Here is a 16,890-nt window from a genome sequence, read left to right as displayed (position 1 = left end):
GCCGCTCCCCCACTCGGGAGGCGCACGCTGTTCTTCCGGAAGCTCGCCGGTGATGGCCGGGTCAACGCTTTGCGAACAGTTTACCCTTCTGCGGACCGTTCCCGGTCAGCCCCGGCGGATGAGCTTGTGGGTCGCGGCCTGGGCGACAGGCCGGATCACGATCTCGTCGAGGTTCACATGGTGCGGCGCGGTCACGGCATACCGGACGACGTCGGCCACGTCCTCCGCCGTGAGGGGCTTCTCGACCCCCGCGTAGACCTTCTCGGCGGCCACCGCGTCCCCGCCGAGCCGCCTGAGCGCGAACTCCTCGGTCTTGACGAGCCCGGGCAAGACCTCGATGACGCGCACGTTGTGCTCGGCCTCTTCGAGCCGGAGCGCCTGCGTCATGCCATGTTCGGCATACTTCGCGGCGTTGTATCCCCCGCCGCCCTCGTACGCGTCGATCCCCGCGGTGGACGTGAGGTTGAGCACGGTCCCCTCGCCGTGGGCGCGGAGCATGGGCAGGAACGCACGCGTGATCTTCATCGTGCCGAGCACGTTGACGCGCAGCATCCACTCCCAGTCCTCGGTCTTCGCGTCGGCGAGCCAGTCCCGGCCGCGCGCGCCGCCCGCGATGTTGACGAGGGTGTCGACGCCTCCTCTGGCCTCGACCGCCGCGAGGAGGCGAGCGACGTCGTCGTCCTCGGCGATGTCTGCCGCGACGGCCACCGCTCCGGTCTCCGCCGCGAGCCGCTCGAGGCGGTCTGCGCGGCGGGCCACCGCATACACGCGCCAGCCCTCGCCGGCGAGGGCCCGAACCGTCGCCTCGCCGATGCCAGTGCTCGCGCCCGTGACGACGGCGGCACGTGCGCCCGGGCCGCCGGGCTGAGGAGAAGCAGGATTGAGCTGGGTTGCGTCCGAGGTCATGTGCCCAAACTACCGCGCCCGCTGCAAGAGCACGTCACGCAGGACGACCGCCTGATTGTGCTGCTCGTCGTGCGCGGAGTACACGAGGTCCACCGCGTCGTGCTCCGAGACGGCGGCCTCGAGCTCGGCAAACGCCGTCGACCCGTCCAGCTCCGCGCGGTAGCGGCTCGCGAACTCATCGAAGCGTGCGGGGTCGTGGCCGAACCACTTGCGCAGCTCCGTCGTCGGGCCGACCTCCCTGAGCCACAAGTCGACGCCTGCCCTCTCCTTGCTCAGGCCTCTCGGCCACACCCGGTCGACGAGAATCCGGAACGTCCCTGCGGGCGAAGGCTCGTAGACGCGACGCACGCTGACTGTGCCCATGGGCCAATGGTTGGGATTCATACGTAGAATTGCAACCATGCCTGAAGCGAACCTCACGGGTACAGACACGCCCGATTCAGCCCGATCCCGCCCCGCGGCCCCCAGCGCCCCCGCCACCCAAGTCCCCGAGAAGCCAGCCCTCGAGGGTCTCGAGGCCAAGCTCACCGAGCGGTGGCTCGCCGAGGGCACGTACCGGTACGAGCCGAAAACGAGCCGGGACCAGGTCTACTCGATCGACACTCCCCCGCCGACGGCCTCGGGATCGCTTCACGTGGGCCACATGTTCTCCTTCACCCAGACGGACCTTCTGGCCCGCTACCAGCGCATGACGGGCAAGAACGTCTTCTACCCGATGGGCTGGGACGACAACGGCCTCCCGACGGAGCGCCGTGTCCAGAACTACTTCGGCGTCCGCTGCGACCCGAGCATCCCGTACAACGCGGACTACCGCCCTCCCGCCCAGCCCGCGAAGAACCAGCGCGACTTCGACGTCGTCTCGCGCCGCAACTTCATCGAGCTCTGCGAGGAGCTCGCGGTCGAGGACGAGAAGGTCTTCGAGCACCTCTTCAAGACGCTCGGCCTCTCGGTCGACTGGGACATGACGTACCGGACGATCGACGACACGTCCCGCGCGGTGTCCCAGCGAGCCTTCCTGCGCAACCTCGCCGAGGGCGACGCGTACCTGGCCGAGGCGCCCACGCTGTGGGACGTCACGTTCCGCACGGCAGTGGCTCAGGCCGAGCTCGAGGACCGCGAGGTGCCCGGCGCTTACTACCGCTACGCCTTCACGGCCGACGACGGCCAGCAGGTTCACATCGAGACGACCCGTCCCGAGCTGCTCGCCGCGTGCGCCGCGCTCGTGGCCCATCCGGACGACGAGCGGTACAAGCCGCTCTTCGGCACGACCGTGCGCTCGCCGCTGTTCGGCGTCGGGGTCGAGATCAAGGCCCACCCGCTCGCGAAGCCGGACAAGGGCTCGGGCATCGCGATGGTCTGCACGTTCGGCGACCTCACGGACGTGACGTGGTGGCGCGAGCTCCAGCTCCCGACGCGCTCGATCATCGGCCGCGACGGCCGCATCCAGGCCGAGACGCCGGAGTGGATCACGGCGGAGGAAGGCCGCGAGGCCTACGCCGAGATCGCGGGCAAGACCGCGTTCTCCGCCAAGGAGGCGGTCGTTGCGCTGCTGGCCGATCGCGGCCTCCTCGACGGAGAGCCGAAGAAGATCATGCACCCCGTGAACTTCTACGAGAAGGGCGACAAGCCCCTCGAGGTCGTGACGAGCCGCCAGTGGTACGTCCGCAACGGCGGCCGCGACGCTGACCGGCGCGAGCGCCTCCTCGAGCGCGGCCGCGAGTTCGCATGGCATCCCGCCTTCATGCGCTCGCGCTACGAGAACTGGGTCGAGGGCCTCAACGGAGACTGGCTCGTCTCGCGCCAGCGTTTCTTCGGCGTGCCGATCCCGGTGTGGTACCGCCTCGACGAGGGCGGGAACCCCGACTACGAAAACCCGATCACCCCCGACGACGCCGCGCTCCCCGTGGACCCCGTCGCCGAGCCGGCCCCGGGCTTCGACGAGTCGCAGCGCGATCAGCCGGGCGGCTTCACAGGCGACCCAGATGTGCTCGACACATGGGCGACGTCGTCGCTCACCCCTCAGATCGTCGGCCGCTGGAGCCGCGACGACGAGTTCTTCGCGAATGTCTTCCCGTTCGACCTGCGCCCCCAGGCACACGAGATCATCCGCACGTGGCTGTTCTCGACGGCCGTCCGCGCCGACGCGCTGCACGGCTGCGCGCCGTGGAAGAACGCCGCCATCTCCGGCTGGGTCCTCGACCCTGATCGGAAGAAGATGTCGAAGTCGAAGGGCAACGTCGTCGTCCCCACGGACATCCTCGAGGAGTACGGTGCTGACGCCGTCCGCTACTGGGCCGCCTCCGCGAGGCTCGGCTCGGACACGGCGTTCGAGGTCGCACAGATGAAGATCGGCCGTCGCCTCGCGATCAAGATCCTCAACGCGTCGAAGTTCGTCCTCGGGCTCGGGGCAACGGAGGCGAACGTGCTCCGCGATCCGGCCGATCCCGTCCTCGTGAACCCGCTCGACCGCGCGCTGCTCGCACAGCTCGCCGACGTCGTCGCACAGGCCGGCTCGGCGTTCGCCGCCTACGATCCCGCGAAGGCCCTCCAGCTCACGGAGTCGTTCTTCTGGCAGTTCACAGACGACTACGTCGAGCTCGTCAAGGACCGCGCCTACGGCGCCCAAGGGGAGGCTCAGCAGGCCTCCGTGCTCGCGGCCCTCGCGACGACGCTCGACGCGCTCCTGCGCCTCTTCGCGCCGATCCTGCCGTTCGCCACGGACGAGGTGTGGACCTGGTGGCGCCAGGGCTCGGTCCACCGCGCGGCGTGGCCCCAGGCCCTCCAGGTCGAGGGCGATACCAGCATGCTCGCAACCGTGGGCCAAGCGCTCTCGGGCATCCGCAAAGCCAAGTCGGAGGCCAAGGTCAAGCAGCGCACCGAGGTACTCTCCGCGACTGTCTCCGCGCCGTCGGCACAGATCGCCCAGCTCAGAGGTGGCCTCGGCGACCTTCAGGCCGCCGCCAACGCGCGCGAGATCGTCCTCGATGATTCCGCCGAGGAGCTGGACGTTTCCGACGTGGAGCTCGCGGCGGTCGACGCCTAGTACCGCCCGATTTCGGGCAAAGGGGAAGCCCCATCAGCGTTCTCGCGTTGGTGGGGCTTCGACTTTTCGGCTGCTCGGTGACGGCTCGCAGTCTGGTGGAATCCTCTGCATCCAGGTCTTACCGCGTCGTCACGTACGGTCAGCTGCCGGCTTTGCCTGAGGCTGCGTCAACAGCTGTCACTGGATCTTTGGTTTCCACGTCCTCCTCCTTTCGGAGGAGGTATCTATCATTGTGGTCCGCCTCACAGGCGGTCGCAAGGCCTTCGGCATAAGAACACCAAGGTAATTCGCGCCCTGCCTCAGCGCCGCCGCAGCCGCCACGGCGGGCGCCCGAACCTCTCCTCAGACCGCGTTCGGCCGCTCCGTCCGGGTGCGCTTGATCTCGAAGAAATGGGGGTAGCCGGCGAGAGTCACGGAGGCGTCCCAGATCTGCCCCGCCTCGCCCCCCTTGGGGACTCGCGTCATGACCGGCCCGAAGAAGGCCGTCCCGTTGAGGGCGACAATCGGCGTTCCGACGTCCTGGCCCACGAGTTCGATGCCGGCCCTGTGGCTCGCGCGCAGCTGCGAATCGAACTCGTCCGAATCCGCGTACTGTGCGAGATCTGCCGGAAGGCCCACCGATTCGAGGGCCCGCTCGATCACCTCGGGCCGACCCTTCACGCCCTCATCGTGGATGAGGCCGCCCATCGCGTCATACAGAGGCTTGATCCATTCGGCCCCGTGGAGCTCGGACGCGGCGATGATGACTCGCACCGGCCCCCAGTTCTCATCCATGGCCCGCTGATAGTCATGATCGAGCTCGCGGCCCTCGTTGAGCACCGAAAGGCTCATGACATGCCATTCGGTCTCGATGTCCCGCACCTTCTCGACCTCGCCGATCCAGCGCGAGGTCACCCACGCGAAAGGGCATGCGGGGTCGAACCAGAAGTCTGCCTTGCTCGTGGTGCTCTCAGCGACGTCGCTCATGATCGTCTCCTCATCAGGGGGCCGGTGTCGTCACACGCCATCGTATCGACCGCACCGAATAGGGGCGCAAATTGGGATCCCATTTGGGCGGAAACTGGGATCCCAAATTCGGACACTTTTGGTATTCCAATTGCCTTTGGAATACCAACACTCCCACCATGTGAAAATAAGATTCCTTGTTGTGGAATTGTCGAAGTTCCCCTACCGTAGAACTACCGATTACGTGAGGCAGCTCACCCGAGCTGCTCGCACCAACGAGATTGGCAGTTCATGTCCCCCTCACTCTTCAGCGCGCCGAAGGCGAGTTCGGCGCGCACCGGGAAGCGACGGCAGCGTGGCCGTGTTCCCGGGGTCCGGATCGCCCGCAGGGCCCATCTTCGAACGGCCGTCTGCGGCCGCCGGTCTGGGTTCTCGCCACAAGCTTTGGGCAACGGGCGTTCCCTCGCAGCATGCCGTGCAACCCCCGCCGTCGGGCTCCACGATCGTGGCTGCCCGCGGCGGCATGCGCTGCAATCGGCTGAATCCGGCCGACGTCCTTCCCACCTGCTGCGGTTTTCGCCGTCACCGATCTAGGAGCATTGTGTTGTCCCAAGTTTCCAAGAATGCGACCGAGGGTCACAGTGCCCCCGCCGTCCGTCCGCGCGGAAAGGCTCGCTGGAGCATTGCCCTCCTCATGGGCTTTGGAATTCTCATCAACTACGTCGATCGCCTTTCCATCTCCGTCACGCAGAAGCCCCTGACGCACGACTTCGGCCTCACCGCGACGGAATTCGGCATCCTGTCGTCCGCATTCCTCTGGTCGTACGCGATCATGCAGATCCCCTCGGGCATGCTGCTCGACCGCTTCGGCGTGAAGAAGATCTGGGGCGCGAGCGCCGTCCTCTGGACCGTGGCCTCGGTCCTGACGGCGGTTGCCTCCGGCGCGTGGATCATCGTCGTCGCCCGCGTGCTCCTCGGCGTCGCCGAAGCTCCCGCGTTCCCCGGCGCCATGAAGGCGACCGGCCTGTGGTTCCCGCGGCACGAGCGCGGCCTGTGCACCGCCATCTTCGACAGCGGCACGCGCCTCGCCAACGTCCTCGGTCTCCCGCTCATCGCCTTCACGGTCGCCACGTGGGGCTGGCGCGAGGCGTTCTGGGTCCAGGCCGCCCTCTCCGTGATCTTCCTGCTCGCGTTCCTGTGGCGCTACACGGGCCCGAAGGCCCGCCTCGCCAAGGGCCGGATGACGCACGAGGAATACAGCTACATCGTCGATGGCGGCGCGTCGAGCGAAGACCTTCGCCCATCAAGCGAATGGTCCACGGTCGCCTACCTCCTCCGGCAGCGCAAGGTCTGGGGCCTCGCACTCGGTCTGGCCGGTGCCGGCTACACCCTCTGGATGCTCCTCACCTGGCTTCCCGGCTACATGCAGACGAGCATGAACCAGAGCATCCTCCAGAGCGGCATCTACGCTGCGGTTCCCGCCCTCGCGATGTTCGTCTCCGAGCTCACGATCGGCGGCTGGTGGGTCGACCGCGTCATCGGCCGGGGCGCGAACCCCGACAAGGTCCGCAAGGGCATCCTCGTGGCCGGCATGATCGTGGCGCTCTTCACCGTCGGCGCGGCGTTCAGCAACAGCCCGGTCGTCGCCATCATCTGGATCGCGATCGGCAGCGCGGGCATCGCGCTCGTCTACGTCACGAGCAACTCGCTCCCGGCGCTCATCGCACCCGAGGGCAGCGCAGGCTCGCTGGCCGCGATCGTGAACTGCGTCAACCTCCTCGCTGGCGTCGTCGCCCCGATCGTCACGGGCTTCATCGTCGACGTCACGGGCCACTTCTTCTACGCCTTCATCATCGGCGGCGTCGCGCTCATCGGAGGCCTCGCCTCCTACCTCCTGCTCATGGGCAAGATCGAGCCGATCCCCGCCCGCGAGCTCGTCAAGGCCGACGCCGACTGACCACCGGCCGGCAGGCCGCGGCGTCGACCGCGTAGCACAAAGCGCAAAGGGCCCGGCGAAATGCCGGGCCCTTTGCGCTGCGTGCGGCGTTCCCCTACGCGGACTTCGTGCGGCGCTTCGCGACGACGCTGTGCGGAATGAGCGTCGGCTGCTCGTGGCGAACGACGACGTCGCGCGTCACCACGACGCCGGCCACGTCGTCCCGGCTCGGGAGGTCGAACATGACGGGGAGGAGGACTTCCTCCATGATGGCCCGCAGGCCGCGGGCGCCCGTCCCGCGTTCAAGCGCGAGGTCCGCGATCGCCTCGAGGGCGTCGTCCTCGAAATGCAGCTCGACCGCGTCCAGCTGGAACATCTTCTGGTACTGCTTGACGAGGGCGTTCTTCGGCTCGGTCAGAATCTGCATGAGAGCCGGCCGATCGAGGTTCTCGACGGTCGTGATGACCGGGAGGCGGCCGATGAATTCGGGGATGAGGCCGAACTTGAGCAGGTCCTCGGGCATGACGTCCGCATACGTGCTCTCGTGCTTCGTGATCGAGCTGAGCGGAACGCCGAAGCCGATGCCCTTCTTGCCCGCCCGCTGCCCGATGATCTCCTCGAGGCCCGCGAACGCCCCCGCGACGATGAAGAGCACGTTCGTCGTGTCGATCTGGATGAATTCCTGGTGCGGGTGCTTGCGCCCGCCCTGCGGCGGCACCGACGCCACCGTCCCCTCGAGGATCTTGAGGAGCGCCTGCTGGACGCCCTCGCCCGAGACGTCCCGTGTGATCGACGGGTTCTCGCTCTTGCGCGAGATCTTGTCGATCTCGTCGATGTAGATGATGCCCTGCTCGGCCTTCTTGACGTCGTAGTCGGCGGCCTGGATGAGCTTGAGCAGGATGTTCTCGACGTCTTCGCCGACGTAGCCCGCTTCGGTGAGGGCCGTTGCGTCGGCGACCGCGAACGGGACGTTGAGCCGCCGCGCGAGAGTCTGGGCCAGGTACGTCTTGCCGCACCCGGTGGGGCCGATCAGGAGGATGTTCGACTTGGCGATCTCGACGTCGTCGTGCCCGTGGCCTTCCGCAAGCGAGCCGGACTTGGAGCCGTGCCCCGCCTGGATGCGCTTGTAGTGGTTGTAGACCGCGACGGCGAGAGCACGCTTCGCGGGCTCCTGCCCGACGACGTACTCCTGGAGGAAATCGAAGATCTCGCGGGGCTTCGGGAGCTCGAAGCTTCCCAGGTCCGAAACCTCGGCGAGCTCTTCCTCGATGATCTCGTTGCAGAGCTCGATGCACTCGTCGCAGATGTAGACCCCAGGGCCCGCGATGAGCTTCCGAACCTGCTTCTGGCTCTTCCCGCAGAACGAGCACTTCAGCAGATCCGCGCTCTCACCAATCCGAGCCATTCGTCGAATCCCTTCGTGTAGGGGCAGAAGCCGTGACCACTCCACTGTAGGACACGGGACCGACAGCGTACCGAAGCCAAACGCCGGTGCCGCCGAACATTTCTCGGCGGCACCGGCGGTTCGGCGACGTGCGCCTCCGGGGCGGTCAGCGCGCGATAGCGCTCTGACGGATCTTGCGTGACTCGAGAACCTCATCGACGAGCCCGTAGACCTGCGCCTCCGGGGCCGTCAAGAAGAGGTCGCGCTCGATGTCGCGGCTGATCTCCTCAGGCGTCTTGTTCGTGTGCTTGGCCCACGTGTGCTCGAGCCACTCGCGCATGCGCAGGACCTCGCGGGCCTGGATCTCGAGATCGGTCGCCTGGCCACCCTGGCCGCCCGAGAGCGACGGCTGGTGGATCATGACGGTCGAGTTCGGCAGCGCGAGCCGCTTCCCCGGCGTCCCAGCCGCGAGGATGACCGCGGCGGCCGATGCCGCCATGCCGAGGCACACCGTCTGGATCTCGGGCCGGATGAACTGCATCGTGTCGTAGATGGCGGTCATGGCCGTGAACGAGCCGCCCGGCGAGTTGATGTACATCGTGATGTCGCGGTCCGGGTCGTTCGCCTCGAGGACCAGAAGCTGGGCCATGATGTCGTCAGCCGACGCATCGTCGACCTGGACGCCCATGAAGATGATGCGGTCCTCGAAGAGCTTCGTGTACGGGTCCTGGCGCTTGAAGCCGTACGGGGTCCGCTCCTCGAACTGGGGCAGAATGTAGCGGCTCGTGGGCAGGCTGCCCGGATTGACGCCCATGTTGTAGTTCATGTGTGCTCCTTTGTCGCCCTGGACGCCTACTGGTGGTTGCTTTCGGTTCCGCCGCCGCCGGCCACGTGGCCCGCGCGCTCGGCGATCTTGTCGAAGAAGCCGTACGCGAGCGCTTCCTCGGCGGTGAACCACTTGTCGCGGTCGTTGTCCTTGAGGATCGTATCGATCGTCTGGCCGGTCTGCTCGGCCGTGAGCTCGGCCATGACCTGCTTCATGTGCAGGATGAGCTCGGCCTGGATCTTGATGTCCGAGGCCGTGCCGCCGATGCCGCCCGAAGGCTGATGCATGAGGATGCGCGCGTGCGGGGTCGCGTAGCGCTTGCCCTTGGTCCCGGACGAGAGGAGGAACTGGCCCATCGAGGCGGCAAGGCCGGTCGCGACGGTCACGACGTCGTTGGGGATGTACTGCATCGTGTCGTAGATCGCCATGCCTGCCGTGACGGAGCCGCCCGGCGAATTAATGTACAGGTAGATGTCCTTCTCGGGATCCTCGGCCGAGAGCAGGAGGAGCTGCGAGCAGATCGTATTCGCGTTGTCGTCCCGGACCTCGGATCCGAGCCAGATGATGCGCTCCTTGAGGAGGCGCTGATAGATGAAGTCCTGGCCGTTGCCTGTGGGCTGGTCGGCCAGACGCGGCGTGCTCTCCTGCTGCATGGTGCGATACCTCTCGATCTGCTGCAAAGACTGGTTGCTGCTACAGGGACAGTAGCCCGTTTCGCCCGGTCTTTGTTCCGCGCGCCGCCACTGTTCGCTTTAGGCGCATGCGGGCTTGGGGGCGCCTCATGCAGCGGCCTTCGTCCGGGGCCGCCCACCGCGAGCGGACACGAAAAGAGGCCGCCGTCCGCGCCTCTCGGCGTGGTCGGCGGCCTCCTTGCAGAAGCGATCAGGCTTCTTTAGAACGTGGCTGCGGCCGGATCGTCGCTCGGGATGACCTCGGCGGCGACCTCCTCGCCCGACTCCTCCTCGACGGCCGGACGCACGAACTCGGTGAGGTCGACGGCCTTGCCCTCGGAGTCGGTCACCTCGGCCTTGCCGAGGACGACGGCGAGCGCCTTCCGGCGGCGCACCTCGCCGACCATCATCGGGACCTGGCCCGACTGGTCCATGATCTGCGCGAACTGGTTCGGATCCATGCCGTACTGCGACGCGGTCGAGATGAGGTACTCGATGAGCTCGCTCTGCGAGACGCCGATCTCCTCCTTGTCGGCGATCGCGTCGAGGATGACCTCGTTCTTGAAGGCACGCTCGGTGTTGGCCTTGACCTCGGCCCGGTGCTCGTCAGTGTCGTGGTCCTCCGCTGCCGCGTGGCCGCCGGCCTCGGGGTTGAAGTGAGCGTCAACCTGCTCCGAGATGACGGAGTCCGGAACGGGGACCTCGACGAGTTCGACGAGCTTGTCGAGCACCTTGTCGCGGGCCTCGATCCCCTGCTGGGCGACCTTGGAGTCAGCGGCCTGCTTCGCGAGGTCCTCGCGGAGCTCGGTGATCGTGTCGAACTCCGACGCGAGCTGCGCGAAGTCGTCGTCGGCCTCGGGAAGCTCGCGCTCCTTGACTGCCGTGACCTTGACCGTCACCTGGGCGTTCTCGCCCGCGTGCTCGCCACCGGCGAGCTTCGTCTCGAAGATCGCCTCCTCGTCCGCGCTCAGGCCGGTCACGGCCTCGTCGAGGCCCTCGAGCATCGTGCCCGAGCCCACCTGGTAGGAGAGTGCCGACGCCGAGTCGACCTCCTCGCCGTCGACCTTCGCCGTGAGGTCGATCGTGAGGAAGTCATCGGCCTGCGCGGGACGCTCGACCGGCTTGAGCGTGCCGAAGCGCGAGCGGAGGTCGTTGAGCGCCTTCTCGACGTCGTCGTCGGACGCCTCGGCGGCCTCGACGTCGACCTTGATGCCCTCGTACTCGGGGAGCTCGATCTCAGGACGGACGTCGACCTCGACGCTGAACGTGAGCTGGCCCTCGGTCGCGGACGGGTCGGGAACCTCGGTGATCTCGACCTCGGGGCGCGACAGCGGGCGGATGCCAGTCTCGGAAACTGCCTCCTGGTACCAGCCGTTGAGGCCGTCGTTGATGGCGGTCTCGAGGACGTAGCCACGGCCGACGCGCTGGTCGATGACGCGGGACGGAACCTTGCCCTTGCGGAAGCCGGGCACCTGGATCTGCTCGGCAACCTGCTTGTACGCCGCGTCGATGGCGGGCTTGAGCTCGTCGAACGGAACCTCGACGTTGAGCTTGACGCGGGTGGGGGTGAGATTCTCGGCGGCGCTCTTCACAGCGTGGCACTCCTGGATGGTCTGGTTGAGGGTTGCCGCGTTGGCTGGCTTGCCGACCGCGGAACTGTCGGGATGACAGGATTTGAACCTGCGACTTCCTGCTCCCAAAGCAGGCGCTCTAGCCAAGCTGAGCTACACCCCGTCTCTGGTGCACAGACCACAATACAGGGCAGTACTGCGGCGGTGCACATCGCGCAGACGGCAGTGGGCCCCTCCGCGAGGGGAGGGGCCCACTGTGCGCCACAAGGCGATGGAGCGGCCGACGGGAATCGAACCCGCGTATCGAGTTTGGAAGACTAGCGCTCTACCATTGAGCTACGGCCGCACGGCTATCCCACTAAATCGAACAGGCGGATCTGTGTCAAATTCACGCCTGGCACGAGGGGCACCAATACAGCTTGCGGCCGGCTTCGTCGGCGAGCCGGACGTCCTCGCCGCACACCCGACAGGGGCGCCCGTGGCGCTTGTAGACGTAGTGGGCATGCTCAGGGTCAGGCAGGGCGTGGGACCCACGCGGCCAGAGCTCGGGGTCCGTTGTGACAATCCGGCCGTCCCGGACGCCGTTCCGCATCGCGGCGACGGCGTCGTCCCACAGGGCGAACGCGCGCTCCGTCCCCACTTCGGCGCCGGGGAGCGCCGGGTCGAGGCGGGAGCGGAAGAGCAGCTCGGCCCGGTAGACGTTGCCGATGCCCGCGACGACGGCCTGATCCATGAGCAGCCGCGCGACCGGCGTACGACGGCGCAGGATCCGGCGCGCGAACTCCTCGCCGGCCGCTCGGGCATCCTCGTGAGCGTCCAGCGGATCCGGGCCGAGGCGGGCTAGCACGGCGTCGACCTCGGGCTCGGTCGCGACCGCGCACACGCTCGCGCCGCGCAGGTCCGCCCACCCGTGATCGGAGGCGAGGCGAACCCTGACGGCCCTGACGGGAGCCGGCGGCCCCGCATAGGCCGCTGCGCCGTCGTCGCCCGTGCCGTCGTCGCCCGTTCCGCCGTCGCGCGCTCCGACGTCGCCCGTTCCGCCGTCGCGCGCTCCGCCCGTCGTGGGAACAGCACCCGTCGCGGGAACAGCTCCTGGCAGCTCGCGCTCCCCCACGCGCCGCGGGGCACCGATGCTCGAGGCGCCCGCGAAGGTCTTATCGCCGCCGAAGTCCCACGCCCCGTAGAGGCCGAGGTGCACGTGCAGGTAGAGCTCGCCCTCGAAGCGCAGGAACAGCTGCTTCCCGTGGGCCCGTACGGACTGGAGAACGCGCCCGTCGAGCAGCGCGGCACCGTCCGCGAAGCGCCCCTGCGGGCTGCTCACGGCAAGCTGCTCCCCCGCGAAGACGTCCGCGAACTGCCGCGCAAGGCGGTGGACGGAGTGACCCTCAGGCATGAGCCAGGCCTCGACGAGGTCTTAGTCGACGATTTCGCCGGTCGACTCGTAGGTCGCGATCTTGCCGATGCGGCGGACGTGGCGCTCATCGTGGCTGAACGGCTCGTCGAGGAACGCCTCAATGAGCTTCGTGGCCTCGTCGACGCTGTGCTGGCGGCCGCCGACGGCCACGACGTTGGCATCGTTGTGCTCCCGTGCGAGCCGCGCCGTGTCGAGGTTCCAGACGAGCGCCGCACGAACGCCCCTGACCTTGTTGGCCGCGATCTGCTCGCCGTTGCCGGATCCGCCGAGGACGATTCCGAGGGCCTCCACGCCGGCCTCCTGGTCCGCGACGACCGCGAGGGCGGCACGGATGCAGAACGAGGGGTAGTCGTCGAGCGGATCGTACGCCGTGGGGCCATGGTCGGTCACGTCGTAGCCCAGCGCCCCGAGGTGGCTCACCAGATGGGCGCTCAGTTCCATGCCGGCATGATCGGTGGCGATGTGGACGCGGGGCTTGGTCACGGGGTTCCTCTCGATGGGCGGGACGGCCGCGTCAAGCCTACTTGGCGGGGGCGCCGCCGAGCACGTCTGCGACGTGCTCCGCGATCGCCGGGTCCTTCGCCGAGAAGACGTAGCGGCTGCCGTCACGGCACAGCACATCCACGGCCTCACCGCTCGACACGAGCGCCGAGACCACCTTTCCGCGGTGCCGGTAGCCCCACCCGCCATAGGCGCGGGCGACAACGGCGCCGTAGCCCGCCCGCAGGACATCGGGCGTCCTGATCCGGGCCACTCGCACGAGGCCCATGAAGGCCAGGGTGACCCTCTCCGGCTCGACGCTCACGCGGAGGATGAGCATCGAGGCCGCCACGAGGCCTACGAGGGCGATCGCGAGCGAAAGCCACGCGGAGAGAAGAAGCGCGAGGAGCGAGAGCTGCGAACCGACGACCGCGAGCATGACGAAGACGGACGAGCGCGCATGCGCCCAGAACACGAAGGTGTCACGGGCGCGCTCTGGTTCCAGCACATCGAGAAGCGCCTGTTCGTCCCTCGGGCTCCATCGCTCGTCGGGTTTGAACGCCATGAACATGACGACTGAGAACGCGACGGTGGCGCCACTGCCCGACGCGAGGACGATCGGGTCCGGATGGGTCATGTGCGCGTCCTTCACCCCGACCTGGCCCATGAGTCCCGCCGCCAGAACGGTCACGAGGAACATCGACATGCCGACGCCGCCCGCCATGAAGATCTTGCGGGACACGGCAGGCCGCGACTGGATCCCCGCCTGGAGGCACAGGGCGATGCCGACGACGACCACAAGCAGCCCCCCGCCCGCGAGGTAGCCCGCGAACGGCACAAAGGCCCGGCCACCGTCGGCGTCCCACAACCACGCGACGGGCTCAGGAACCTGCCCCCGGAACGTGAACGCCGCGAGCACGAAGCCCGCGGCGAGGAGCGTGGGAAAGCCGATGGCAAAACGGACGGCCTTCCTGTCCCACAGTCCTTCTCGGCCGCCTTCCCGCTCGCCCATGCATCAAAGCTAACTCAGCGGATGGGCGGCACGCGTCACACGGCGGAGCCCACTTGCACGCCCCCCGAACTGAAAGAATAATTTCAAACTGCGTGCGGCGCGCCCAGCGCCGACGAGGAAGTGTGCAGGGAGGCGCGCATGCCAGGGACGAACCTGACCCGGTCGGAAGCAGTCGAGCGGGCGAAGGCCGTGCTCCGTGTGGAGAGCTACGACGTCGAGCTGGACCTGACGAAGGGAGAGCGCGTCTTCGGTTCACGCACGACAGTCGTCTTCGACGCGGTCCCCGGCTCGCACACTTTCATCGACGCCATCACGGACGGCGTCCTGTCCGTTACCCTCAACGGCACCTCACTGGATCCGGCCGAGGTCTCCGACGGCGTCAGGATCCAGCTCCCGGGCCTCGCCGCGCACAACGAACTCGTGATCGACGCCGAGGCCCCGTACATGAACACCGGCGAAGGACTGCATCGCTTCGTCGACCCCGCCGACGGCGAGGTGTACCTCTACACGCAGTTCGAGGTCCCCGACTCGCGGCGCATGTTCGCGGTGTTCGAGCAGCCGGACCTCAAGGCCGCGTTCCGCTTCAGTGTCACCGCCCCGGCGCACTGGGCCGTCATCTCGAACTCGCCCACGCCAGAGGCACGGCCCGCGGAGCCGCGCGACGACGTCGCACGTTCGGTGTGGACCTTCGAGCCGACGCCGCGCATCCCGAGCTACATCACGGCGCTCATCGCGGGCCCGTACGAATCGGTGCGGGATGAGGTGGTCAACTCGGCCGGTCGGACGATCCCGCTCGGGATCTTCGCCCGAAAGTCGCTCATGCAATACCTCGACGCGGAGAACATCTTCGACACGACGAAGCGCGGCTTCGCCTTCTTCGAGGAGCAGTTCGGCTGCGAATACCCGTTCGCGAAGTACGACCAGCTCTTCGTGCCCGAATTCAACGCCGGCGCGATGGAGAACGCCGGTGCCGTCACGATCCTCGAAAGCTACGTCTTCCGCTCCAAGCCAACTCAGGCCACCGTCGAGCGCCGCGCCATCACCGTGCTCCACGAGCTCGCCCACATGTGGTTCGGGGACTACGTGACGATGCGCTGGTGGGACGATCTCTGGCTCAACGAGTCGTTCGCCGAATACATGTCCCACCTGGCGGCCGTGCGCACGCCGGACTTCGGGCACGCGTGGACGACCTTCGCGTCCGTCGAGAAGTCGTGGGCGTACCGCCAGGACCAGCTCCCGACGACGCACCCCATCTTCGCCGACATCAACGACCTCGCCGACGTCGAGGTCAACTTCGACGGCATCACGTACGCGAAGGGCGCGTCCGTGCTCAAGCAGCTCGTTGCCTGGGTGGGCCAGGAACAGTTCATGGCGGGCGTGCGTGCCTATTTCGGCAAGCACGCGTGGAGCAACACGGTGCTCGCAGACCTGCTCGCCGAGCTCGAGGCCGCGAGCGGGCGCGACCTGTCATCGTGGGGCCGGCTGTGGCTTGAGACCGCGGGCGTGAACACGCTCGCACCTGAGATCGAGACCGACGGCAACGGGACCATCACGGCCTTCGCGATCCGCCAGAGCGCTTCGCCGGAGCAGCCGACGCTCCGCCAGCACCGACTCGCGATCGGCTTCTACAACCGTGGAGCCGACGGGCGGCTCGTCCGCACCCATCGCGAGGAGCTGGACGTCGAAGGCGAGCTGACGAGCGTGCCGGCCCTCGTCGGCCTCGCCCGCCCCGAACTCATCCTCCTCAACGACGACGACCTCGCCTACGCCAAGGTGCGCCTCGACCCCGTGTCCCTCGTGACCGTGACCGCGAGCCTCCATGACATCGCCGAGAGCCTCCCGCGCGCTCTCGTGTGGGGTTCCTCCTGGGACGGCGCACGCGACGGCGAGACCCCGGCTCGCTCCTACGTCGAGCTCGTGCTCGCCAACATCGGCGCGGAATCCGACTCGTCGGTCGTCCAGACGCTCTTGCGCCAGCTCGCGACGACGCTCGACTTCTACGTCGCTGCTGAAGCCCAGCCCGCCGTCAAGGCCGCTACCGCGGACCGCCTGTGGGCCCTCGCCCTGAGTGCCGAGCCCGGTTCCGACTCCCAGCTCCAGTTCGTCCGCGCCTTCTCGTCGATCGCGGCCTCCGCCGCCCACCTCGACGCGATCGAGGGCCTCCTCGACGGAAGCACGGCTGCGCCCGGGCTCGACATCGACCAGGACCTCCGGTGGGAGCTCCTCGCGTCCCTCGCGGCCGGCGGGCGCATCGGGCAAGGGCGGATCGACAACGAGCTCGCGCGCGACAACACCTCGAGCGGCCAGTGCGCCGCTGCACTTGCGGCCGCGGCCCTGCCCACCGCGGAGGCCAAGGCCGAGGCGTGGCGGAAGATCGTGGAAACTGGCGAGCTCTCGAACGCCATCCAGGCCGCGGCCATCAACGGGTTCGTGCGCGTGCAGGAAGCGAGCCTTATCGCCCCCTACGCGGAACGGTACTTCGAGGCCGTTCCGGGCATCGTCGCCCACCGGACGCACGCGCTCGCCCAGCAGATCGTCGTCGGCCTCTACCCCGCCCGGCAGACAACCCAGGCGACGCTCGAGCGGACGGACGCGTTCATCGCGTCCCTGCCCGAGGACCAGGGCGCCCTGCGGCGGATGATGCTCGAGAACCGCGACGGCGTGGCGCGCGCACTCCGCGCCCAGGCCGCGGACCGGTAGCC

13 protein-coding genes and 2 tRNA genes are annotated in these 16,890 nt (G+C 67.9%); 3 read left to right on the top strand and 12 right to left on the bottom strand.

The features are described from left to right. Window positions 1-105 precede the first annotated feature (105 nt). Both RBS12_RS08420 and RBS12_RS08415 read right to left on the bottom strand, forming a co-directional pair. A complete protein-coding gene (locus RBS12_RS08420) occupies window positions 106-906 on the bottom strand; it encodes an SDR family oxidoreductase (protein ID WP_307965613.1) in 801 nt (266 codons plus the stop codon). Window positions 907-915: 9 nt separating this feature from the next. After that, a complete protein-coding gene (locus RBS12_RS08415; RefSeq protein ID WP_307965612.1) occupies window positions 916-1,269 on the bottom strand; it encodes a DUF488 family protein in 354 nt (117 codons plus the stop codon). Window positions 1,270-1,306: 37 nt separating this feature from the next. On the opposite strand from RBS12_RS08415, the gene valS reads away from it, so the two are divergent. After that, a complete protein-coding gene (gene valS / locus RBS12_RS08410; protein ID WP_307965611.1) occupies window positions 1,307-3,949 on the top strand; it encodes a valine--tRNA ligase in 2,643 nt (880 codons plus the stop codon). Between the two features lie 342 nt (window positions 3,950-4,291). On the opposite strand, the gene RBS12_RS08405 is transcribed toward valS, so the two are convergent. Then, the gene (locus RBS12_RS08405) at window positions 4,292-4,915 is read right to left on the bottom strand and encodes a disulfide bond formation protein DsbA (RefSeq protein ID WP_307965610.1); all 624 of its coding nucleotides are present in this window, start codon (window positions 4,913-4,915) and stop codon (window positions 4,292-4,294) included. A 583-nt stretch (window positions 4,916-5,498) separates the two neighbouring features. Here RBS12_RS08405 and RBS12_RS08400 point away from each other — a divergent pair. Further along, a complete protein-coding gene (locus tag RBS12_RS08400; protein ID WP_307965609.1) occupies window positions 5,499-6,851 on the top strand; it encodes an MFS transporter in 1,353 nt (450 codons plus the stop codon). 94 nt (window positions 6,852-6,945) lie between these two features. Here RBS12_RS08400 and clpX read toward each other — a convergent pair whose 3' ends face one another. From clpX to RBS12_RS08355, 9 genes are all read right to left on the bottom strand, one after another. Next, window positions 6,946-8,235 (bottom strand): ATP-dependent Clp protease ATP-binding subunit ClpX, encoded by a 1,290-nt coding sequence (gene clpX, locus RBS12_RS08395; RefSeq protein ID WP_307965608.1) that lies wholly within the window; start codon window positions 8,233-8,235, stop codon window positions 6,946-6,948. Between the two features lie 145 nt (window positions 8,236-8,380). Beyond that, a complete protein-coding gene (locus tag RBS12_RS08390) occupies window positions 8,381-9,040 on the bottom strand; it encodes an ATP-dependent Clp protease proteolytic subunit (RefSeq protein ID WP_307965607.1) in 660 nt (219 codons plus the stop codon). A 26-nt stretch (window positions 9,041-9,066) separates the two neighbouring features. After that, a complete protein-coding gene (locus RBS12_RS08385; RefSeq protein ID WP_307965606.1) occupies window positions 9,067-9,693 on the bottom strand; it encodes an ATP-dependent Clp protease proteolytic subunit in 627 nt (208 codons plus the stop codon). Between the two features lie 239 nt (window positions 9,694-9,932). Beyond that, complete coding sequence (gene tig, locus RBS12_RS08380) at window positions 9,933-11,303, bottom strand: trigger factor (protein WP_307965605.1); 1,371 nt, start codon at window positions 11,301-11,303, stop codon at window positions 9,933-9,935. Window positions 11,304-11,370: 67 nt separating this feature from the next. After that, window positions 11,371-11,445, bottom strand: a tRNA-Pro gene (locus tag RBS12_RS08375). 109 nt (window positions 11,446-11,554) lie between these two features. Further along, window positions 11,555-11,628, bottom strand: a tRNA-Gly gene (locus tag RBS12_RS08370). 42 nt (window positions 11,629-11,670) lie between these two features. After that, window positions 11,671-12,675, bottom strand: a complete 1,005-nt coding sequence (locus RBS12_RS08365) for a DNA-formamidopyrimidine glycosylase family protein (protein ID WP_307965604.1) — start codon at window positions 12,673-12,675, stop codon at window positions 11,671-11,673. Between the two features lie 21 nt (window positions 12,676-12,696). Continuing rightward, a complete protein-coding gene (locus RBS12_RS08360; RefSeq protein WP_307965603.1) occupies window positions 12,697-13,179 on the bottom strand; it encodes a ribose-5-phosphate isomerase in 483 nt (160 codons plus the stop codon). Between the two features lie 37 nt (window positions 13,180-13,216). Beyond that, entirely contained in the window at window positions 13,217-14,188 is a 972-nt protein-coding gene (locus tag RBS12_RS08355; RefSeq protein WP_307965602.1) for a hypothetical protein, read from the bottom strand. Between the two features lie 138 nt (window positions 14,189-14,326). On the opposite strand from RBS12_RS08355, the gene pepN reads away from it, so the two are divergent. Further along, the gene (gene pepN / locus RBS12_RS08350; protein WP_307965601.1) at window positions 14,327-16,888 is read left to right on the top strand and encodes an aminopeptidase N; all 2,562 of its coding nucleotides are present in this window, start codon (window positions 14,327-14,329) and stop codon (window positions 16,886-16,888) included. Window positions 16,889-16,890: the final 2 nt, after the last annotated feature.

Source organism: Sinomonas sp. ASV322, assembly GCF_030908245.1.
Taxonomy (GTDB): domain Bacteria; phylum Actinomycetota; class Actinomycetes; order Actinomycetales; family Micrococcaceae; genus Sinomonas.
The sequence above is the reverse complement of the archived record's forward strand: the minus strand, read 5'-3'. Positions and strand labels throughout refer to the sequence as shown.